Origin of the sequence: Rhodococcus sp. OK302, from assembly GCF_002245895.1 — a bacterium.
Taxonomy (GTDB): Bacteria; Actinomycetota; Actinomycetes; order Mycobacteriales; family Mycobacteriaceae; genus Rhodococcus_F.
Map to the genome: position 1 here is coordinate 3,087,357 of NZ_NPJZ01000001.1, position 21,211 is coordinate 3,108,567.

Sequence of the window (21,211 nt, forward strand, 5' to 3'; positions counted from 1 at the left end):
CATGACCTTATCAAGTGGATTCGATGAAACTGCAACCCCGGTGGTCGCACGAGTTCGGCGCGACACGCCGAAACTCGAGATCACATATATCGCCTCGGGAACATAAACCGCAGGTCGATCGTTCTGCGGGCGGGAAAACGGTCCCTCGAGTACGACGCTGAGTAGGACCGGGTCGCGAGGCGTCCGAGTCACGGTCTACGATTCGATGAGCGCAAGCCAGAAGCCGTTTCCCGCAGCCCGGGTGACGGACCCTGCGGCGCGGCCGAAGGCTTTGTAACGGAGCCTGAGGAGCGACCAAAGGCACATTCAGGAGGATCAGTGACTGCCGTAGCGCCCCAGCCAGTCCCCGCGATAGCTGCAGCTAGGCCTTACCCGCCGCGGCAGGGACCCAAGGGCTCATTCATTTTCAAGATGATTACGACCACCGACCCCAAGGTGCTCGGAATCATGTACTTGGCGACTTCCATCGCCTTCTTCCTCATCGGTGGCCTGATGGCCCTGATGATGCGTGCCGAGCTTGCTGTGCCCGGCATGCAGTTCCTTTCCAATGAACAGTTCAACCAGCTGTTCACCATGCACGGCACCATCATGCTGCTGCTGTACGCGACGCCGATCGTCTTCGGCTTCGCCAACTACATTCTTCCGCTGCAGATCGGCGCGCCCGACGTGGCGTTCCCGCGTCTGAACGCGTTCAGTTACTGGCTGTACCTGTTCGGCGCGATCATCGCGACAGCCGGATTCGTAACCCCCGGTGGTGCAGCCGACTTCGGTTGGACCGCCTACACCCCGCTCACGAATGCACTGCATTCGCCGGGCGTCGGCGCTGACCTGTGGATCATGGGTCTCGCTGTCGGTGGCCTCGGAACCATCCTCGGTGGCGTCAACATGATCACCACGGTGATCTGCCTGCGTGCACCCGGTATGACCATGTTCCGCATGCCGATCTTCACCTGGAACATCTTCATCACCAGCATCCTGATTCTGCTGGCGTTCCCGCTGCTGACCGCTGCACTGCTCGGCCTGTTCGTCGACCGACATCTGGGTGGTCACATCTTCGACCCGGCAACGGGCGGTGTGTTGCTGTGGCAGCACCTGTTCTGGTTCTTCGGTCACCCCGAGGTGTACATCATCGCGCTGCCGTTCTTCGGCATCGTCTCGGAGATCTTCCCGGTCTTCAGCCGTAAGCCGATCTTCGGCTACAGCGGCCTGGTGTACGCAACGCTGGCCATCGCAGCCCTGTCGATCGCAGTGTGGGCACACCACATGTACGCAACCGGTGCTGTTCTGCTGCCGTACTTCTCGTTCATGACGTTCTTGATCGCAGTGCCGACAGGCGTGAAGATATTCAACTGGATCGGAACTATGTGGAAGGGGCAGTTGACCTTCGAGTCGCCGATGCTCTTCTCGATCGGCTTCCTGGTCACCTTCCTCTTCGGTGGACTGTCGGGCGTCATCCTTGCAAGCCCGCCGCTCGACTTCCACGTCACGGACAGCTACTTCGTTGTCGCCCACTTCCACTACGTGGTCTTCGGCACCGTCGTGTTCGCCACCTACGCCGGTATCTACTTCTGGTTCCCGAAGATGACCGGCCGCATGATGGACGAGCGCCTCGGCAAGTGGCACTTCTGGACCACGTTCGTCGGCTTCCACGGCACGTTCCTCGTGCAGCACTGGTTGGGTGCCGAAGGTATGCCGCGTCGTTACGCCGACTACCTGCCCAGCGACGGTTTCACCGTGCTGAACTCGGTATCGACAATCTTCGCCTTCGTTCTCGGCGCCTCCACGTTGCCGTTCATCTGGAACGTCTTCAAGAGCTACCGATACGGCGAAGTTGTCACGGTCGACGATCCGTGGGGCTACGGAAACTCGCTCGAATGGGCAACCAGTTGCCCGCCGCCGCGCCACAACTTCACCGAGTTGCCGCGCATCCGCAGCGAGCGTCCGGCATTCGAACTGCACTACCCGCACATGGTTGAGCGGATGCGCGCAGAAGCGCACGTCGGCGTCGGCCATAACAGTAAGAACGACGCCCTCGAAGGCAGTTCTCACTAGATTTACATAGGTCAACGAAAAGGCCCCGCCCGAACAACGGGCGGGGCCTTTTCGCTTGTCCGGTACGGCCTTGGCACAATAGGTGTCGATCACGACGCGAGTTAAAAGAAACGATCGGAGTTCTCGGTGGGTGCCTCTGACACCACTGTTCTGGTGACTGTGACCGGGCCTGACCGGCCCGGCGTCACCTCGGTACTGTTCGCCGCACTGTCGCGGCACGATGTGAACCTGCTCGATGTCGAGCAGGTGGTGATCCGAGGCAGGCTGACGCTCGGCGTTCTCGTCGTGTGCCCGAATGATCCGGAAGCGCTGCAAGAAGAACTCGACCAAGCCATGGCGACGGTCGGTATGAACATCGACGTCGAAATCGGTGTCGAGCCCGGACGGCCTGCAGTTTCCACACACGCCGTTGTAGTTCTGGGCAGCCCGGTCAATGCCCGCGCCATGCGCGGCGTTTCTCGTGAGTTGGCCAAGCAGGGCGCCAACATCGACTCCATTCGAGGTGTCGCGGACTACCCGGTGACAGGCTTGGAATTGAGTGTCACCTCAGCCGGCGACGCCGATTCGGATGCTCGGTTGCGTACCGGTCTCGCGGAAGTTGCGGCCCTCGAAAACGTAGACATCGCTGTTGAGCGTGCCGGCCTCGCGCGGCGCGCCAAGCGGCTCATCGTGTTCGACGTCGACTCGACGCTCGTTCAGGGTGAGGTCATCGAGATGCTTGCCGCCAAGGCCGGCGTCGAGGAAGAGGTTCGGGCAGTCACGGAAGCTGCGATGCGCGGCGAAATCGACTTCACCGAATCACTGCATCAGCGTGTGGCGACACTTGCCGGGTTGGACGCTTCGGTTATCGACGAGGTAGCCGCGAGCATCGAACTGACACCGGGCGCGCGCACCACGATCCGCACCCTGCGTCGTCTCGGCTTCCATTGCGGTGTCGTGTCCGGCGGATTCCGTCAGGTCATCGAAGGCCTTGCACACGAACTCGAATTGGATTTCGTGCACGCGAACACCCTCGAGATCGTCGACGGCAAGTTGACGGGTCGCGTAATCGGCGAGATCGTCGACCGCGCTGCCAAGGCTGTTGCTCTGCGCAAGTTCGCCGACCAGGTCGGTGTTCCCATGGAACAGACGGTTGCTGTCGGTGACGGTGCCAATGACATCGACATGCTCAACGCTGCCGGCCTGGGTGTGGCATTCAACGCCAAGCCCGCGCTGCGTGAGGTTGCCGATGCGGCGCTCTCACATCCGTTCCTTGACGCGGTGCTCTTCATCCTCGGAGTGACTCGCGACGAGGTCGAAGCTGCCGACGCTGAGGACGGCGGAGTTCGGCGCGTACCACTCCCATGAGCCTGATCGACCCGCTCGATGTAGACAACACGGTGATGTCGGGACCGGACGCGCTCTGGCGCGCCCGGCACGCCGTGTTGGCTGCGGGGTACGGAGGTCGCCCTGATCCGACTGATCCGGCACGGGTGTTGGCCATGCCGATCGTTCTCCACATCCCGAAAGCTGATCCGCCGCCGCGCAGTTCGCTTCTGGAAGCGGCAGCGTCGGCGGCAGTGGCACTGTGCTTCGACGACCGTGTGGGGATTTCTGAGGACGGCGAGCCGGGGCCGTGGCAGGAAGATTTCACGGCGTGGGTGAGCGGACGGATCCGGAAAGTATCGCGACGGGCGCGGGGAGCGCAGTGGCTCGCGGCTCAGGAAGTGGCCGGAATCACGGTAGATGTAAACGGTGCGCAGGCGCGGGCATTGGTACCCGGGCCGGTCGGTGATCTTGATCCGCGGATCAAGAAGATGCAGATCGGTGGGACGGATCTAGACCACGACAAGCCCGGTGCTCCGGAGTCGGGGTTGCCGGTGTTGTGGATCGCTTCCGCACTGGAGATGACCGTCGGCAAGGCTGCTGCTCAGGTCGGTCACGCGTCAATGTTGTTGGCAGCGGCCATGACTGACGAAGACGCCTGGCGATGGTCTCAAACCGGTTTCCGATGCTCGGTGCGTGATGCAGACGCGACACAATGGGCGCAGGCAGTTGCGCGTCTGGAGAAGTCGCAGGCAATTGCGGTTCGTGACGCGGGCTATACCGAAGTGGCGCCAGGTTCGATGACAGTGATCGCGGTTCCCAGCTAGGCCTGACCAGTCCAGTATCGGCATCTTGGCTATGGATGAAGCGTCCAGTGGCCGTCAAGCTGATCGAGTGTTGAAACCAGTGCTCATGCCAGCCTTGACTCGGAGACTCATTTCGCTCTTCTTCGGCCTGTGGCTGTACGGCTTTTCGATGGCCATGATGATTTCCGCTGGGCTGGGGCTGGATCCGTGGGATGTGTTCCATCAGGGTGTGGCTGAACGCGTATCGATGAGTTTCGGTGTGATCACGGCAATTACGGGTGTTGTTGTGCTTCTGCTGTGGATCCCGCTGCGTCAACGGCCGGGATTCGGAACTATCGCCAACGTGGTTGTCATTGCCATCGCAGTGGATACTTCACTGGCCTTCTTGCCGGACTTCGATTCCATGCCAGTTCGCATCTTCATGCTGGTGGCCGGCATCCTTCTCAACGGACTGGCCAGTGTTCTGTATATCGGTGCCGGGATGGGGCCCGGTCCACGTGACGGGTTGATGACCGGATTTGTTGCGAGCACCGGCCTGTCCGTGAGGCTCGTGCGAACCACCATAGAAATCGTCGTTCTGGCAACCGGTTGGCTCCTCGGTGGCACCGTCGGAGTGGGAACCGTGTTGTATGCCTTGGGGATCGGGCCCACTATTCAGCTATTGATCAAGGTACTTCCTCACTCGATGACCGCTGCAGTCACGGGGGAGCGAGAGTCGCGCGAAGCGCAAATGCTTGGAGCGACTGGATAATTCAGCCGATCGAATCCCTGAACTCCACTCCCCGCTGCATGGACTGCATGGTTTCGGCGATTTCGGCGACTGGGTAGATTTCGTATTTCACGTAAGGGCCGAACATGGATGGGGCGTCGTTCAGGTCCATCGGGTTGTCGGTCTCGATGACAGCGAAACCTCCCTCACCATCGAGCCTCCCGAGAAACTGGTGAAAGGTCGACGTTTCCGTCGGAGTCCATTTGGAGAATACGGCCAAGCCGCGTCGTGTACTTTCCTCGAGTTCGGCTGCGGAACCGCCGGCGCGATAGGTCCACGAAATGAGATACTTCATGTCGTCCTCCTGTAGTTGTGTCCGGAATTCGTACGGTCTCCAGTCTTCACCCGCAGTCGACCGCTTGTGAAGAGCTGGTGAGAAATGCTGTGTAGCAGAATAATTCGAATTCGCGAAGTGGCTTGCGCTACTTCATGTTCGGTGTGGCTCGCAAGATTGTCGTACGACGCTCTCGCGCCTCGTCGCTGAACCCGATACGCTTATTCGTGTACTGGTTCGGGGTGTGCTCGCACTCAGTGCAGCGTCCTCCGTGTCTACTCCTCCGGAGCTGTGAACCTGACGGCTCCGAATCTGACGGAGCCGCAATGACTATCAACAATCACCTTCATACCCAAGGCCTTTCGGGCGAAGCAGATGTCACTACGATGGTGACGCGACTTCGGGAGGTGTTTGCCGGGGGACGAACCCGCAATGCCGAGTGGCGCATCCACCAGATCGAAGGAATCGAACGGTTCCTCGCGGAACGTGAACCCGAGATCGTGGCGGCACTTGCCGAGGATCTCGGGCGAGGCGCAGTGGAGGCCTGGTTCGGCGACATCGCACCAGTCAAGGCCGAGGCGGCCTACGCACGCAAACGGGTGCGGCGGTGGATGCGGAGGCGACCGCAGCCGCTGCCGCTCAACCAGTTGCCCGCAATCGGTTGGGTGCAGTACGAGCCGCTAGGTGTCGTGCTGGTGATCGGCGCCTGGAACTATCCGGTCTTTCTGAGTTTGCCGCCGCTTGTGTCAGCACTCGCTGCCGGCAATGTGGCTATCGTCAAACCGTCCGAGGTGGCGCCCGCAACCTCGGCGATGCTTGCCCGGTTGCTACCGCTGTACGTCGATCCCGAGGCTGTCGTGGTCGTTGAAGGCGACGCTGGGGTGACGCAGGAACTGCTCGCCCAGGGTCTTGATCAAGTGCTGTTCACGGGTGGGACCGAGATCGGACGAAAGATCATGGCCGGCGCGGCGCCACATCTGACGCCGGTGTTGCTGGAGCTTGGCGGTAAGAGTCCCGTTGTGGTTGCCTCCGACGCAGACCTCGAGGTAGTGGCGAGACGTGTTGTGTGGACGAAGCTACTCAATTCCGGGCAGATGTGCCTCGCACCGGACTATGTGCTTGCAGAACGATCGATCCGAGATGAACTGGTGCGTCGCATCACCGATACCGTCACGCAGTTCCGCGCCGATCAAGTCGACGCGGGATTGCGGATCGTCAACGAGCGGCAGTTCGACAGGCTTGTCGGCTGCCTCGCTGAAACCTCGGGCCGAATCGTGTCCGGGGGTGGATCGGATCGGGATTCCCTCACGATCGAACCGACGGTGATTGTCGATCCGGACCCGGACGATACTGTGATGCGGCAGGAGATATTCGGTCCGATTCTTCCGGTGCTTGCCGTGGATTCGATGGATGAGGCAATAGCTTTTGTCAATGCGCGGCCTAAGCCGCTCGCAGCGTACTACTTCACGAAGTCGAGAACTGTAGCCAAGAAGCTTGTGGACGCGGTCAGTTCCGGCGGTGCAGTCGTCAATCACGTTGCGATTCAGGTGATGGCGCCGCAGTTGCCGTTCGGTGGCGTCGGTGCCAGTGGCATGGGCGCATACCACGGCAAGTGGGGCTTCGAAGCATTCAGTCACCGTAAGTCGGTAGTGGTCAAGCCATTCAAACCTGACCCGACGTTGATCTACCCGCCTTACACCGAACGCGCAGTGAAATTAATGCGCAGGCTCTTCTGACGAGGTAACCGAAAGAGATGAGCGACAACATCATGGACATCGCTTTCAAGCACGAGTTCGGTGCCGAAGTACGTACTACGGCCGAGGGATTCCAGCGCACTGCGCGTCTGCATCCGGACAGAGTCGCATTGCGGACTGTGGGGGGCATTCACGAGGTTACCTGGGGTGAGTACGCGCGACGGGTTGAGTCGATTGCCAGTGGGCTTGCCGCGCTGGGTGTTCGGCGCGGCGATACCGTCGGCCTCATGCTGACCAACCGCCCGGAGTTTCATCTTGTCGACACCGCGATAGTCCACCTGGGTGCGGTTCCGTTCTCGGTGTACAACACCAGTGCGCCACATCAAATCGAGTATCTGTTCACCAGTTCCGGAACCAAAGTGGTTGTGACCGAGCAGGTGTTCGTACCGCTGATCAAAGCGTCGCGCGTGCCGCTCGAACATGTCATCACCGTGGACGGCCCGGCGCCGGGAGCTGTGGAGTTGGACGAGGTCGAGGCGAACCCGGCCGAAGACTTCGATTTCGAGGCGTCGTGGCGCGCAGTCGAACCCGATGATTTGGCCACTATCATCTACACCTCAGGCACCACTGGCCCGCCCAAAGGCGTGGAGATCATGCACCGCAACATTATTGCGGCCGCTGTGTCAGTGTCCGAGGCTTTCGATTCCTTGGGTGAGTTCTCGTTCGGATTCGACGACCGTGTCGTCTCGTATCTACCGGCCGCGCACATCGGCGACCGCGTATCGGCGCACGGAGTCAACCAGCTTGGCGGCCTACAGGTCACTACGGTGGCAGACCCGCGAGAACTCGTCTCGGCGCTTTGCGATGCGCGGCCCACCGTGTTCGTCGGTGTGCCGAGGGTCTGGATGAAGATCAAGGCCGGAATCGAGGCGAAACTGGCGGCGGAAACCAATCCGGTCAAGTCGAAACTGGGGGCGTGGTCCTTCGCTGTGGCTGCACGAGCGGCGAAAGCGGATCTCGTCGGACTACCGCGGGGGAGAGTGTTGCAAGTGCAATACCGGATTGCCGACGCCTTGGTGCTCTCGAAGGTGCGCGCGGCGTTAGGGCTCGATCAGATCAGGCTGGCGATCTCGGGTGCGGCATCCATTTCGATCGACGTCATCGAATACTTTGTGGGCCTGGGGATCCCGTTGATCCAGGCCTGGGGACAGTCGGAAACCACCGGCATGGCCACGACGACAACGGCCGACAATCCGAAGTTCGGGACGGTCGGCAAACCCATTGCCGGTGTGGAGGTCGCACTCGCTGATGACGGTGAGGTGCTGGTTCGGGGACCTGTTGTCATGCGCGGGTACCGCAATCAACATGAAAAGACCGCCGAGACAATAGATCCGCAGGGCTGGCTGGCGACCGGCGATATTGGGACGTTCGACGGCGACGGCAACCTGTCCATCGTCGACCGCAAGAAAGAACTCATCATCAACGAGTCCGGCAAGAACATGTCACCGACCAACATCGAGAACGCGATGACGGTGTCCTCGTCGTTGATCGGTCAGGCAGTTGCCATTGGCGACAACAAGCCGTACGTCACCGCGCTCGCGGCGCTGGACCCCGATGTCGCGGCACTGCGGGCTACATCTTTAGGCGTGCCGGGGGCGCAGCTTGCGGACTTGGCAGCCAACCCTGAGATCGTCGAAGAGGTGAGACTGGCAGTCAAGGCCGGCAACGCGAAACTGTCCCGCGTCGAGCAGGTCAAGCGGTTCGCCATCGTATCGTCCGCGTGGGAGCCAGGTGGAGACGAACTGACGCCGACCTTGAAGCTGCGACGCAAGCCGATCGCGAGCAAGTACGCGGACACCATCGTCGATCTGTACGCAGACCAAGCAGTTGCGGGTGTGATCGAGGTGGGTTGACCAATCGAGCTGTGTGATCGCATTGACACCGGCAGGGGCAACAATGAAATTCATGGCAGGTGACTGGCCACTAGTCGGGCGTGACGAAGAATTGCGCATGATCGGCGCGTCACTGACGAGCCTCGACGATTGCGGTGGAGTCGTGATCGCCGGCCCTGCCGGTGTCGGAAAGAGCAGGCTCGCCAAAGAAGCCATCGCTGGCATTCACTCGGATGGATGCGTGTCACGATGGGCCGGGGCAACCGAATCGGCGCGAACATTGCCTCTCGGAGCGTTCGCAGAATGGGCTGGGGACATCTCCGAAGATTCAATGTTCATTGTCCGTAGCGTCATCAGTCGACTCACCGCCGCCGCGCCCGGAGTGCAGGTTGTGATCGGTATCGACGACGCGCACCTCCTCGATGATCTGTCAGCTTTTGTGGTGCTCCAGTTGGTCCAACGACGACTTGCACAGGTGGTGGTGACGATTCGTACCGGCGAGCCCGCCCCGGACGCGATCACAGCCCTGTGGAAAGAGTCGCACTTGCAACGCGTGGAGTTGGCGCCGCTGTCGCGGATCCAATCAGAAAAGCTGCTTCAAGTGGTGCTCGGCGGACGCGTCGAGCGTGACCTGAGCGACCGCATGTGGACGCTGACCCGCGGAAATGTCCTGTACCTACGTCATCTGCTCGACAGGGAACTGGCGGACGGTCGGATTCTCCAACACTCCGGGGCGTGGAGGTGGGTCGGTCACCCGGTGATATCGGACAGCCTTGCAGAATTGATCGAACAGCAGATCGGCAGACTGCCCACGCCGGTTGGTGAGGTCGTGGACATAGTGTCGCTCTCCGAACCCATTTCGGCGTCGACGCTCGCGCGGATCTCGGAAAGAGGGGCTGCGGAGGAAGCGGAGAATCGTGGGCTCATTGCCGTTCGTGAGAGCGAAGTCGGGCTCAGTGCTCGACTGGCCCATCCCTTGTACGGTGAGGTGCGTCATGCCCAATGTCGACCGTTGAGACTGCGGCGACTGAGTGGGAAGATCGCGACCGCCTTGAGTGAGACACCCGAAGTCGATTCACGGGATACCGTTCAGCGTGCAGTCTTGTGGTTGAATTCCGATTTACCCGCGAATTCCGACTTGTTCAGCCGTGCGGCGTTCGCCGCGATGTCGCTGACGGATTTTCCTCTTGCCGAGAGGTTTGCCCACGAAAGTATCTGTGCCGGTGCAGGTATCGAGCTGAGAATGATCCGAGCCCACGCATTGGCTGTACTCAATCGAGCCGACGAAGCCGAAGTGGTTCTCTCCTACGTACCGTCCGACTCTGCGTTGCCGAACTCGGATCGTGTCCAGTTGGTGACACTTCGTGCGATAGTTCTGCTCTATCCACTGGCAAGGCCCCAAGGATCTGCTGAGGTTCTCGCGGCGGCGCTGCGTGAACTCGAACCGGCTGCAGCGCAACATCTTCTTCCGATCCAGTGCCTTCAACTAGCCATGGCGGCCAAGCCGGATGAGGCGATTGTCGTGATGGAATCTGTCGACAACTCCAGCCTTCCGGCTTTTCCCTCGATGATGGCCGCGTGGGGTTTGGTCATCGCATTCGGTGACTGCGGTGGGATGTCGGAAGCGCGACGAATCGCTGAAGACGGCTATCGGCTTGCCGCAAATGCTCCCGAAATTACTTACCAGACAATCGCTCTCGCAGAATTTCACGTTGTGGCGCTCCTCTTGGCCGGGAACGTGACGGAGGCGATGGGTGTGGCTGATCGCACCTATCGGGAGTGTAATGACATGCCAGGTCGGATGCACTCGATGAGCGTTGCTATCAGGGGGTTGGCAACGCTGGGGATGGGGCACGCAGAGCGAGCATGTGAGCGTCTACTCGAAGGTACCGACGGATACGAGGAAGCAGATTCAACCGGCTATTGGTACCGGTACTCTCTCAGCCTGATTCAGGCCTTCGCCATGAGTGGTGACGGCCCAGCCGCAGCACAACTGCTCGATGCCGCGAATGCACGTCGCCATCCGTCATTCGAATATCTACGATCCGAACACCAACTCGCTGCAGCCTGGGTGGCGGCGGCAGGCGGGGAAGTATCGACGGCGATCAAGCTGGCGCGAGCGGCGGGGGAGTTCGCGGCGCAGCACGGGCAGTTGCAACGTGAGGTGGTGTGCCTTGACACCGCAACGCGATTCGGGGACTGGACCACTGCGGGCCGTTTGCAGGCGCTGGCGGAGCAAGTTGACGGGCCGCGTGCGTGCGCGGCTGCACGGCATGCCGCCGCGTTGGATGCCGATGACCCGGAGGGACTTCAAGACGCGGCCTCTCAGTTCGAGGAAATGGGTGATCTGCTGGCCGTCGTCGACGCTACGGCTCATGCTGCCACCGCTTACCGACATCGAGGCCGAAATGGGTCTGCTCTCACGGCGGCTGCTCGTGCGCAGTGCCTTGCAGATGCCTGTGGTGCCTCGACCCCGGCGTTGCGTGAGGCGCTTCAACCGTCACCGCTCACTCCTCGGCAACGTGAGATCGTTACCCTTGCTGCGCAGGGGATGTCGAACAAGGGCATCGCCGATCGGCTGACCGTTTCCGTTCGAACGGTTGAAGGTCACCTCTATCGTGCCTCCCTCAAGACCGGCACCACCGGCCGAGATGACCTGGGGGCCAAGCTCTCTGGGAAGGCAGATCAGCGCGGCGGACGTACCGTCGATTTGGAATAATCCGTTTCCGGAGCGTGCAGGTTTCCCCGATGCCGGTTGGCCCACAGCACTCGTGCCAGGGTCGGCGGGCTCATGAGAGAATTCGGGTGGGCGAGGAGATTGGTGACGCGCCAGAACGCGGTTCCGACCCGGGGATCTGTTGCGGCAGCGCGGTGTACGCGGGCGACATAGGCATTCGTCATCCGAATTTTGGCTGTTCGCTTGCCTTCGATGAACGGCATACGCAGGTCCGTGTTGCAGGCCATCTCCCAGGCTTCGTCGAGAAGCGGTCTGGAATTCCGCAAGAACCTGGCGGTGACACGGTGGTTGTCTCTGACGTGGTGGCTCTCTCGCTGGAGGCACCTACGCAAGATGAGCGCCTCGAGTGCTGCGACGGTCATACCCTGCCCGTAGACGGGGTTGAAGCAGCACATAGTGTCGCCGAACGGAATGTAGCCGTCGGGCAGTGGAGCGCTTTCGAAATGGCGACGCACGGTACTGGGAACCCGGTATCGAACGCCCTCGTCGAGCGGATGCGCGTGAGAAAGCAACTCCCCGAACTCGGGTGCCGGAAGTGATCTGGCGTAGTCGACGAAACCTTCGGCGTCCAATGGCGGTTCGTCGTCGGCATATCCGGCGAGAGTGACTACCCAGTCGTCATTTTCCTGGGCCACCACCAATCCGCCACGGGGAAGCTCCGGGGTGCCCATCACCCCTACCCCCAGGTCGCCGTCCAGATGGGATGCTTCACGCCGATAGCGTCGCGTGCCGTAGGCGAGGTGGATCGGAAGTTTCTCCTCTCGCGGCCGGTTGAAGCCGAGCGATTCGAGCCATCCTTGGCTCTCGGAGCTGCGCCCGGAGGCATCGATGACCAGGTCGCAAGCGATGACGGTATCTGCGATGTTCTTCGACGGGACGCTTACAGCGAGTCCGGTAACCCGGCGGTGTTGCGGGTCGGTCGTGATCCGGCGGGCGGTACACCGGTCGATGATCTCCACATTGGGGAGCGCTTGCACCAGGTTGCGCAGGTACCACTCGACGAGTGGCCGGCTCACCATGAGCACCGGGATTCCAGATACACCTTTGGCCAACCGATGGCCATCGGCGACCCAGCGGAAGTCAGCCTGTATGTCTCCGTTGGGGGCACCGCAGCCGAGAAGATCCTCGGTGAGGCCGGGGAACAGTTCCTCCATTGCATTCCTGCCCCGCGTGGTCAAGACGTGCACGTGACGCGCTTGCGGCACGCAACGGCGTGCCACGGGGGTGTCCGGTAGTGCGTCTCGTTCAACGACGGTCACGTCGTCGAAGAACTCGCTCAGCACCCGGGCGGCCAAGAGTCCGCCCATTCCTGCCCCGATCACGACTGCATATGAGGTTGTTGTCATGTCAACCATCTGCTTTCGATCTGTGTTCATATCAGGGGATAGGTCCCAGATCTCATCGTCCAACCGATACATCGGGTGGATGCGAGTAGTCGACTACCTCATTTTCGCAGACTTCAGTGACTAGCCTCGTGCTAGCCGTGCTCCGCGCGCAATGCCAACACTGTCGGGCCGGTGAGTGACAGCGTGGCACCGGCAGGGAGTGGATTTGTCGATTCCGGTTCCCCGTGGCACTGGATGAATCGAAGACGGGAGATAGCGAACCGTCGAACGATTCCGGGGTACCGACGGTGATCTGAATCGGCCCGCCGGAATGCAGGATCAGTAGCCAACTACTATCGCCCAGTGGTCGTCCTGCCGCCGTGTGGGAGCGGACATCGGCTCCGTCTATCCAGGCCTGCACTGTGCGGTTGCGCTCGTCGTACCAAGCGGCATCGTCGAATTCGGTGCCGGAAGCGTCGAACCACACCAGGTCGGGATGGTCGGTTCGACGCCGGCCTTCGAAGAATTCGGGTTGCCGCAGGGCTGGGGCAGATCGGCGCAGAGCCAGGGCGCGGGCGACAAACGCGATCAATGTCGGATCGGCGCCGGCCCAGTTCAGTGGCCAGGACTGTGCCGAGGTAGCAAGGGCGGGAACACAATACGCATTGTTGTTGCCGCCGAGGCTGTGCCCGAACTCGTCGCCGGCTGTGAGCATTGGGGTTCCGGTGGAGAGAATCAATGTCGCCAGAAGTGCGCGGACATGTCGACGGCGGGCCTCGATGATCGCGGGATCGTCACTGTCGCCTTCGGTTCCGTGGTTGTACGAATCGTTGTGGTTGGCACCGTCCCGGTTGTCCTCACCGTTGGCGTCGTTGTGCTTGTTGTTGTAAGACACCAGATCGGCTGCGGTGAAGCCGTCGTGGGCGGTGATGAAGTTGATCGACGCCCACGGCCGTCGCCCGTTGCCGGCAAATATGTCCTCCGAGCCGGCCAGCCGTGACGCGACTTCTCGAACACTGGAACCACCATTCCAAAATGTTCGAATATTGCTGCGGTACTTGTCATTCCACTCGGACCATTGCAAGCCGAAATTGCCCACCTGGTAGCCGTCGGCTGTCGCGTCCCACGGTTCGGCGATCAGTTTGCACCGCGTCAGGATCGGGTCGGACGAGATCGCGGACAGTACTGAGGCGCGAGGATCGAAGGCGCCGCCGCGAGGCCGTCCCAGCGCGCTTGCAAGGTCGAATCGGAAACCGTCGACGCCCATCTCGCCTGCCCAGTAGCGCAGGCTGTCGGTGATCATCCGAACCGAGATGGCGGAGGAGGCGTCGACAGTATTGCCGCATCCGGTGAGGTCGATATCGTGGCCTTCGTCGCTGAGCAAGTAGTAGCCGGGTGCGTCCAATCCTCGCCAGCTGACACTGATTCCGCCGACACCCTGCTCGCAGGTGTGGTTGTAGACGACGTCGAGAATGACTTCGATGCCGGCCCGGTGCAGAGCGTCGACCATGATGCGAAACTCGGGAACCTCATTGCCCGGAGTGGCTGCGTAACCCGGATGGGGCGCAAAGTACGACGCCGTCGAATAGCCCCAGTGGTTGCGCATTCCACGATCACGCACGCTCTGCTCGGTCAGAAATGCTTGCACGGGAAGCAGTTCCACGGCTGTGACGCCAAGGAGAAGAAGGCGCTCGATAACAGCCGGGGCGGCGAGTCCGAGATAAGTACCCCGATGCGCAGGCGGGACGTCGGGATGAGTTGCGGTGAAGGCGCCGACGTGAAGTTCGTAGATCACCGTCTCCTCCCACGGTGTTTCACGTCGATCTGTCGACGCGACCAGGCCGGCGGTTACTACGGAGAGCGGTACGTGGCCGAGGGAATCAGATGCGGACGGTTCGCCGAACGGATCACTTTCGTAGGCCCGCAGTGCGTTGAAGTCGCCGAGTTCACCCTCGATGCGCCGCGCCCAGGGATCGATCAGGAGCTTGTTCGGATTGAACCGCAAGCCCGCGCGGGGGTTCCACGGCCCGTCGGCACGGATCCCGTAACGCTGCCCGGCTCCGACTCCGCCGATCACACCGTGCCAGATTCCGTACGTCTGCTGTCGGAGGTCGACGCGCTTCTCGTTTCCGCCGTCGTCGATCAGGCAGATTTGCACCGCGGTGGCATCCGGAGAATGCACGGAAAACTGGGTTCCACCACCGCCGACTGTGGCTCCCAGCGGGTAGGGCGAGCCGGGGAGCGGGGTGTGAGATTCATCGAGAGGCGACACGCGAGTAGATCCTGCCGTGGATGGCTGGAGAATGTGCGGGAAGATGTTCGGGTGCCACTACCTGATCCTGATCTGCTCATTGATTTCGACGACGTCCTCATCCGCCGCGGCGGGTCCACTCTTGTGGGTCCGGTGACCTGGAAGGTGGAGCTCGACGAGCGATGGGTGGTGCTCGGCCCCAACGGTGCGGGCAAGACGTCGCTGCTCCGTATCGCCGCCGGCGAGGTGTTTCCCACCAGCGGCACCGCGCATCTGCTGGGGGAGGTGCTCGGGCGAGTCGATATCAACGAGCTCAAGCCGCGCATCGGATTGTCGTCGTCCGCTCTGGCAAGTCGCGTACCCGCCGACGAAAAGGTCAGCGATCTTGTGGTCTCCGCCGGTTACGCAGTGCTGGGTCGGTGGCGTGAAGAGTACGAGGCCCTGGACACCACGCGCGCCGTCGAGATGCTCGAAAGCCTTGGTGCCGAACACCTCGCGGACCGCACCTACGGAACGCTGTCCGAGGGTGAGCGCAAGCGAGTGCTCATCGCTCGTGCACTGATGACCGACCCCGAACTGCTGCTGCTCGACGAGCCGGCTGCCGGACTCGACCTGGGCGGACGCGAGGAACTGGTGGCACGCCTCACCGAACTCGCTGCCGATCCCGACGCGCCCGCCATCGTCCTGATTACCCACCACGTCGAAGAGATTCCGCCGGGATTCACCCACGCCCTCCTGCTCAAGGAAGGTGGCGTCGTCGCGCAAGGACTGATCGAGGACGTCATCACGGCTGAGAACCTCAGTAACGCGTTCAGTCAGTTGATCAGTCTGGATTCGGTGGACGGCCGGTACTTCGCTCGTCGTGCGCGACCGTCGGGTGCACACCGCGCCTGAGTGAGTGGTACCTGAGATGCGGCGTAGATCACACATCGCGTAAGTTCCGGAAACATGGCTAACGAGTTTGAGGACGCAGTCCCTACACCCAAAGATGCATCGACCGTGATTTTGGTGCGCGATGCCGCATCAGGGATCGAAATCTTCCTGCTTCAGCGGGTGCAAGGGATGGCGTTTGCCGGTGGAATGACCGTGTTCCCCGGCGGCGGTGTCGACAAGTCCGACGCTACGGCTGACGTTCAGTGGGCCGGCCCGTCGGTGGAGTGGTGGGCTGAGCGATTCAGCACGGACGTCGCCCGCGCCAAGGCGCTTGTCTGCGCCGCCGTGCGTGAGACGTTCGAAGAATGCGGTGTCCTGCTGGCCGGACCCAGCGCCGACAGCGTCGTTGCTGATACGTCCGGTTATGCGGCCGCACGGGTTGCGCTGGAAAACCACGAACTCTCGTTCAGTGATTTCTTGAAGAAAGAAAATCTGGTTCTGCGCACCGACCTGCTCCGGCCTTGGGCGAACTGGATTACTCCGATCGCCGAGACGCGTCGCTACGACACCCGCTTCTTCGTGGCTGCTGCGCCGGAAGGTCAGGTGGCTGACGGTGTCACCTCCGAGGCGGCCGCAGTGCGTTGGCAGAGTCCGCAGGACGCGCTGGAACACTGGCGCGCCGGTGGCAGCATCTTGTTGCCGCCCACCTGGACTCAGCTGACGGAGCTGTCGAAATACGGGTCGGTCGCCGAAATTTTGGCAGCTGAACCCGAGATTCCGATCATCTTGCCGACGCTGATTCGGGACGAGACTACGTTCCGGATCGATTTCCCCAATATGGATGGCTACTACGCCGACGGACCGCACCCGTGGGCACCCAAGCCCGCCGAATAGCCACCCAAGTAGCCTCTCGATCATGGCTGAATTTGTAACTCTCGAGGTTTCCGAAGGTATTGGCACGATCCGTCTCGCACGGCCCCCGATGAACGCATTGAACCGTCAGGTTCAGGACGAACTGGTTGCTGCTGCTCATGCTGCAACGGTCGACAAAGCTGTCAAGGCTGTCATCGTCTACGGCGGCGAAAAGGTATTTGCCGCCGGTGCGGACGTCAAGGAAATGGCCGAGATGAGTTTCGGTCAGATGAGCGATGCCATTGCCGGAATCCAGGCCGGAATCGGCGCCGTCGCGGCAATCCCGAAGCCGACCGTCGCTGCCATCACCGGCTACGCGCTGGGCGGCGGTCTCGAAGTGGCACTTGCCGCGGACCGTCGTATCGCCGGCGACAACGTCAAGGTCGGTGTCCCGGAAATCTTGCTGGGAATCATCCCCGGCGGCGGCGGAACTCAGCGTCTCGCTCGTCTCATCGGACCGGCCAAGGCCAAGGATCTGGTGTTCAGCGGCCGTTTTGTCGGCGCTGACGAAGCCTTCGCGATGGGTCTGATCGACGAGGTAGTAGCGCCCGACGACGTGTACACCGCGGCGCGTACGTGGGCGTCGCAGTTTGTCGGAGCGGCTTCGCGGGCCCTGGCTGCAGCGAAGGCCGCAATCGACGAGGGCCTGAACACGGATCTGGAATCGGGCCTCAAGATCGAGCAGCATCTGTTCACCGGACTATTTGCCACCGAGGATCAGACGATCGGTATGGCGTCGTTCATCGCGAACGGTCCCGGTAAGGCCGCGTTCACGGGGGAGTAGGCTCCCCTAAACTAGAACTTGTTCATCTCTTACCAGCGAGTAGGATAGCCGCATGACTGCCAGCCCAACTGACGACGCAACCGTCACGCCGCCCGCCCCTGCCGACACCTCGGTAGTGGACCCCGCGCCGCGTCCGCACGCCACGGCCGAAGAGGTCGAGGCCGCTCGTAAGGACACCAAGCTCGCGCAGGTGCTTTACCACGACTGGGAAGCCGAAACCTACGACGACAAGTGGTCCATCTCGTACGACGAGCGCTGCATCGACTACGCCCGGGGTCGTTTCGACGCCGTTGCCGGCGATCTGCCCCTGCCGTACGAGCGGGCGCTCGAACTGGGCTGCGGCACAGGCTTTTTCCTCCTCAACCTGATGCAGGGTGGAGTTGCCAAGACGGGCTCGGTCACCGACCTGTCCCCGGGCATGGTCAAGGTTGCGATGCGCAATGCCGAGCACCTGGGTCTGCCGGTTGACGGCCGTGTCGCCGACGCCGAGACAATTCCCTACGAGGACAACACCTTCGACCTCGTAGTCGGCCATGCGGTGCTGCATCACATCCCTGATGTCGAGCAGTCGCTACGTGAGGTCCTTCGTGTCCTCAAGCCCGGTGGACGCTTCGTCTTCGCCGGTGAGCCGTCCACGGTCGGCAACCTCTACGCTCGCTGGCTCGGCCGCGCGACGTGGGAAGTAACCACCACGATCACCAAGCTGCCGTTCCTCGCGGACTGGCGCCGTCCGCAGGAAGAACTCGACGAATCTTCCCGCGCAGCAGCACTCGAAGCCATCGTCGACCTGCACACGTTCGATCCCACGGACCTCGAGAACATGGCGAAGTCCGCCGGCGGCGCCGAAGTGCGTGCTGTCACCGAGGAATTCGCCGCGGCACTGCTCGGCTGGCCGGTACGTACTTTCGAGGCAGCAGTTCCGCCGGAGAAGCTCGGCTGGGGTTGGGCGAAGTTTGCATTCGGTGGTTTCAAGACCCTCAGCTGGGTCGACGAGAAGGTTCTGCGTCACGTCGTTCCGCGCGGATTCTTCTACAACGTGATGATCACCGGCGTAAAGCCCGGCAACTGAATTGGGCTACGACTTCACCCTCTCTGATGTCGACTATCTCGGAAGTGATTCCGGCGTAGCGGCATTGGCTGAGGTGGATCAGCTCGAACTGTCCACACGTACGCGTCTGGCCGACATCGGCCGGGCGCGTACGCGTTTCGGCGACCGCATGCCCGCGCTCGTCGACACGGTACTTCTGCGTCGTAAAGCTGCCCAGAAACTTCCCGCCAGTGACGGTTGGTTGTTCACCGACGACGCTATGCAGCAAGCCACTCCGGCGGCGGTTGCAGTTCACCGGGCGCAGCGATTGATCGGCCGCGACGTCCATGACGTGACCTGTTCCATCGGAGCCGAACTGCACGCGCTCACCGGGGTTGCCTCACAGGTGATCGGCAGCGACATCGATGCCGTTCGCTTGGCGATGGCTCGCCGCAACGTGTCCACGGCGACTCTGCTGCGCGCTGATGCATTGCGTCCGACCACGCGGGGCACAGTTGTCCTCGCCGACCCGGCACGTCGATCAGGCGGACGTCGAACCCACGATCCTGCGGCGCTGATGCCGCCCCTCCCGGATCTGCTCGACGCTTATCAGGGCCGCGATATTGCCGTGAAGTGCGCCCCTGGACTCGATTTCGACTCCCTCGGCTGGGACGGCGAAGTGGAGATCGTGTCACTCGACGGTGGCGTGAAGGAAGCTTGTCTGTGGTCGGCCGGTTTGGCGCAGACGGGAGTGTCTCGTCGAGCGTCGGTGCTCCGGTCCGACGGAAGTGGTTGGTCTGTGACCGACGCCGAGGACGACACGATCCCGGAACAAGAACCGGGGGAGTGGATCATCGACCCGGACGGCGCGGTAGTTCGCGCAGGCCTGGTGCGCCACTACGCCGCCAGACACGGCCTGTGGCAGTTGGATCCACGCATTGCCTATCTCACCGGGGACAGCGTCCCGGAGGGGGTTCGCGGATTCCGGATCCTCGAACAGATCAAATACTCGGAGAAGCTGCTGAAACAGACTCTCTCGAAGCGTGATTGCGGCGTCGCCGAGATTCTGGTTCGTGGCGTCGACGTCGATCCCGCGATACTGCGTCCACGGCTCAAACTGAAAGGCTCGGTGTCACTGAGCGTGGTGATCGTGCGGATCGGGCGTTCGGCGTCGGCGTTTATCTGTGAGGCGTCGCGCTAGCTCACTTGAAGACGAACAACTCGCCGATTGCGCTGGGTGTCAACACTTCACCGTCGGGGCCGATGGAGGTTCCGACGGTGAAGCCCACAGCGCCGGGCAGCGTGTCCTGATCCAGGGTTTCGCCGGACGTCGTGTCGAAGGTGATCAGGCTCAGCCCGTTCGCGCCCTCACGAACAACGGCATATCCGGTGTCGCCGTTGCTCTGAGCTGGAACCCCCAGCTGGAGCAGGTCTTTGCGCTCCCACGCCAGCTCGGCGTGATCTCCCTTGTCCTGAACGGCCAGAAGATGACCGTTGCCGCCGCCCGACGGAATGATCAGACCGTCGTCGGAGGTGGATGCGCTGCCTGCGGAGTTGAAGCCGATGTCGTAACTCCAGAGCGAGTCGCCGGTTTCGGCGTCGATCGCCCACAGCTTCCCGTTGTTGTCGGTGACGTACACCTTCTTGGTGTCCTTGGACAGGTCCGGACTCGAGGCCGTTCCGCCGGGCAGTGCGTCCGTGGACCACTCGGGCGTGATGGACGGGTGCTCGCCGCCCGTGTACTTCATTGCCACCAGTTCGGCGGCCTGTGCACCCGGACGGAAGAACGTGAAGAAGAACTTGCCGGTCGCCAGATCGATTGCGGGAGTATTGGCTACCGGGCACCCTGCCGTTCCGAGGAAGCACTCGCGCAGTCCGCGGTCATCGGGAATCAGCGGGGAATTGGGCGCCTCGATGGAGGGCGGCGGAATCAGGTCGAATGACGAGACCACCTTGGCGCCGGTCTGCGGATTGAGCACATTGATCTGCCCGAGCTGCGTGATGAACAGCAGATTTCCGTCGCCGGTGAACTGAGCCGAGAGGGGAGTGCCGACAACAAGTGTTCGCCAACGCAATTGGCCGTTCTCGGTGAACGACATCATTGCGCCGCTCTCGCCGACATAGACATTGGTAGCGGTGTCCACGATGGGTGTGGACGCGACGGCGCCGTCGTTCATCCGGGCGCACCACTTCTTGCGACCCGAATCCATCTGGAACGAAAAGAGATTGCAGCCGTTCTCTGTCCGGGCCGTCACAAAACTCTGACCGTTGGCCGCCACCGACGCATAGGCGGCAACCGGCCCGCCGAGCGGACGTGACCACGCGAAGTCGAGATCGCGAGACCCCGTGACCGCACTGGTGTCGCTGTTACGGGCGTCGGCGTGCATCGCCGGCCAACCCGACGACGAGTAGCGGTCGACAATGGAGCTCTCGCTCCCGCAGCCGGCAACCAACACCGCTGCGACCGCCGTCATCACCATCACGGACGACCGTAGGACCCGCCGCATTAC

At 61.9% G+C, this 21,211-nt stretch carries 15 protein-coding genes and 1 pseudogene; 12 read left to right on the top strand and 4 right to left on the bottom strand.

Features of this window, described 5'->3' with window-relative positions:
• The first annotated feature begins 318 nt into the window (after positions 1-318).
• From ctaD to yczE, 4 genes are all read left to right on the top strand, one after another.
• Entirely contained in the window at positions 319-2,052 is a 1,734-nt protein-coding gene (gene ctaD / locus BDB13_RS14200; RefSeq protein WP_094272202.1) for an aa3-type cytochrome oxidase subunit I, read from the top strand.
• A 126-nt stretch (positions 2,053-2,178) separates the two neighbouring features.
• Positions 2,179-3,399 carry a phosphoserine phosphatase SerB gene (gene serB, locus BDB13_RS14205; protein WP_094272203.1) on the top strand — a complete coding sequence of 407 codons (1,221 nt, stop codon included), beginning with the start codon at positions 2,179-2,181 and terminating at the stop codon, positions 3,397-3,399.
• Positions 3,400-3,434: 35 nt separating this feature from the next.
• A complete protein-coding gene (locus BDB13_RS14210) occupies positions 3,435-4,184 on the top strand; it encodes an aminoacyl-tRNA hydrolase (protein WP_094274917.1) in 750 nt (249 codons plus the stop codon).
• Positions 4,185-4,269: 85 nt separating this feature from the next.
• A complete protein-coding gene (gene yczE, locus BDB13_RS14215) occupies positions 4,270-4,914 on the top strand; it encodes a membrane protein YczE (RefSeq protein ID WP_254922818.1) in 645 nt (214 codons plus the stop codon).
• A 1-nt stretch (position 4,915) separates the two neighbouring features.
• Here the strand turns inward: yczE and BDB13_RS14220 are convergent, their stop codons facing one another.
• Positions 4,916-5,227, bottom strand: coding sequence for a DUF3303 domain-containing protein (locus tag BDB13_RS14220; RefSeq protein WP_094272204.1), 312 nt, complete (start codon positions 5,225-5,227; stop codon positions 4,916-4,918).
• A gap of 305 nt (positions 5,228-5,532) precedes the next feature.
• Here BDB13_RS14220 and BDB13_RS14225 point away from each other — a divergent pair, with 305 nt between their 5' ends.
• From BDB13_RS14225 to BDB13_RS14235, 3 genes are read left to right on the top strand one after another with little or no spacing between them, the layout of a single operon-like run.
• On the top strand, positions 5,533-6,942 hold the full coding sequence (locus BDB13_RS14225) for an aldehyde dehydrogenase family protein (protein WP_094272205.1): 1,410 nt from the start codon (positions 5,533-5,535) through the stop codon (positions 6,940-6,942).
• 17 nt (positions 6,943-6,959) lie between these two features.
• Positions 6,960-8,813 carry an AMP-dependent synthetase/ligase gene (locus BDB13_RS14230; protein ID WP_094272206.1) on the top strand — a complete coding sequence of 618 codons (1,854 nt, stop codon included), beginning with the start codon at positions 6,960-6,962 and terminating at the stop codon, positions 8,811-8,813.
• A gap of 43 nt (positions 8,814-8,856) precedes the next feature.
• Positions 8,857-11,511: a LuxR C-terminal-related transcriptional regulator gene (locus BDB13_RS14235; RefSeq protein ID WP_094272207.1), complete on the top strand. Its 2,655-nt coding sequence runs from the start codon at positions 8,857-8,859 to the stop codon at positions 11,509-11,511.
• On the opposite strand, the gene BDB13_RS14240 is transcribed toward BDB13_RS14235, so the two are convergent.
• Positions 11,478-12,875 carry an FAD-dependent oxidoreductase gene (locus BDB13_RS14240; protein ID WP_254922819.1) on the bottom strand — a complete coding sequence of 466 codons (1,398 nt, stop codon included), beginning with the start codon at positions 12,873-12,875 and terminating at the stop codon, positions 11,478-11,480. The genes BDB13_RS14235 and BDB13_RS14240 overlap by 34 nt on opposite strands.
• Positions 12,876-13,006: 131 nt before the next feature.
• Positions 13,007-15,126 (bottom strand): annotated as a pseudogene (glgX, locus tag BDB13_RS14245) (glycogen debranching protein GlgX).
• A gap of 51 nt (positions 15,127-15,177) precedes the next feature.
• Here glgX and BDB13_RS14250 point away from each other — a divergent pair.
• Genes BDB13_RS14250 through BDB13_RS14270 form a run of 5 tightly spaced genes read left to right on the top strand, consistent with a single transcriptional unit; the run spans position 15,178 to position 19,902 of the window.
• Positions 15,178-15,999 (top strand): ABC transporter ATP-binding protein, encoded by an 822-nt coding sequence (locus tag BDB13_RS14250; RefSeq protein WP_094272208.1) that lies wholly within the window; start codon positions 15,178-15,180, stop codon positions 15,997-15,999.
• 54 nt (positions 16,000-16,053) lie between these two features.
• Positions 16,054-16,872, top strand: coding sequence for an NUDIX hydrolase (locus tag BDB13_RS14255; RefSeq protein WP_094272209.1), 819 nt, complete (start codon positions 16,054-16,056; stop codon positions 16,870-16,872).
• A 22-nt stretch (positions 16,873-16,894) separates the two neighbouring features.
• The gene (locus BDB13_RS14260) at positions 16,895-17,674 is read left to right on the top strand and encodes an enoyl-CoA hydratase/isomerase family protein (protein ID WP_094272210.1); all 780 of its coding nucleotides are present in this window, start codon (positions 16,895-16,897) and stop codon (positions 17,672-17,674) included.
• A gap of 52 nt (positions 17,675-17,726) precedes the next feature.
• Positions 17,727-18,743 carry a class I SAM-dependent methyltransferase gene (locus BDB13_RS14265; protein ID WP_094272211.1) on the top strand — a complete coding sequence of 339 codons (1,017 nt, stop codon included), beginning with the start codon at positions 17,727-17,729 and terminating at the stop codon, positions 18,741-18,743.
• A gap of 1 nt (position 18,744) precedes the next feature.
• Positions 18,745-19,902 carry a THUMP-like domain-containing protein gene (locus tag BDB13_RS14270; protein WP_094272212.1) on the top strand — a complete coding sequence of 386 codons (1,158 nt, stop codon included), beginning with the start codon at positions 18,745-18,747 and terminating at the stop codon, positions 19,900-19,902.
• 1 nt (position 19,903) lies between these two features.
• On the opposite strand, the gene BDB13_RS14275 is transcribed toward BDB13_RS14270, so the two are convergent.
• Positions 19,904-21,208 carry an outer membrane protein assembly factor BamB family protein gene (locus BDB13_RS14275; protein WP_094272213.1) on the bottom strand — a complete coding sequence of 435 codons (1,305 nt, stop codon included), beginning with the start codon at positions 21,206-21,208 and terminating at the stop codon, positions 19,904-19,906.
• Between the last annotated feature and the right edge of the window lie 3 nt (positions 21,209-21,211).

Coding starts and splice junctions, on each gene's coding strand:
- BDB13_RS14210 (WP_094274917.1), top strand. CDS start 3,435: ATGTCGGGACCGGACGCGCTCTGGCGCGCCCGGCACGCCGTGTTGGCT.
- yczE (WP_254922818.1), top strand. CDS start 4,270: ATGCCAGCCTTGACTCGGAGACTCATTTCGCTCTTCTTCGGCCTGTGG.
- BDB13_RS14220 (WP_094272204.1), bottom strand. CDS start 5,227: ATGAAGTATCTCATTTCGTGGACCTATCGCGCCGGCGGTTCCGCAGCC.
- BDB13_RS14225 (WP_094272205.1), top strand. CDS start 5,533: ATGACTATCAACAATCACCTTCATACCCAAGGCCTTTCGGGCGAAGCA.
- BDB13_RS14230 (WP_094272206.1), top strand. CDS start 6,960: ATGAGCGACAACATCATGGACATCGCTTTCAAGCACGAGTTCGGTGCC.
- BDB13_RS14235 (WP_094272207.1), top strand. CDS start 8,857: ATGAAATTCATGGCAGGTGACTGGCCACTAGTCGGGCGTGACGAAGAA.
- BDB13_RS14240 (WP_254922819.1), bottom strand. CDS start 12,875: ATGACAACAACCTCATATGCAGTCGTGATCGGGGCAGGAATGGGCGGA.
- BDB13_RS14255 (WP_094272209.1), top strand. CDS start 16,054: ATGGCTAACGAGTTTGAGGACGCAGTCCCTACACCCAAAGATGCATCG.
- BDB13_RS14260 (WP_094272210.1), top strand. CDS start 16,895: ATGGCTGAATTTGTAACTCTCGAGGTTTCCGAAGGTATTGGCACGATC.
- BDB13_RS14265 (WP_094272211.1), top strand. CDS start 17,727: ATGACTGCCAGCCCAACTGACGACGCAACCGTCACGCCGCCCGCCCCT.
- BDB13_RS14275 (WP_094272213.1), bottom strand. CDS start 21,208: ATGCGGCGGGTCCTACGGTCGTCCGTGATGGTGATGACGGCGGTCGCA.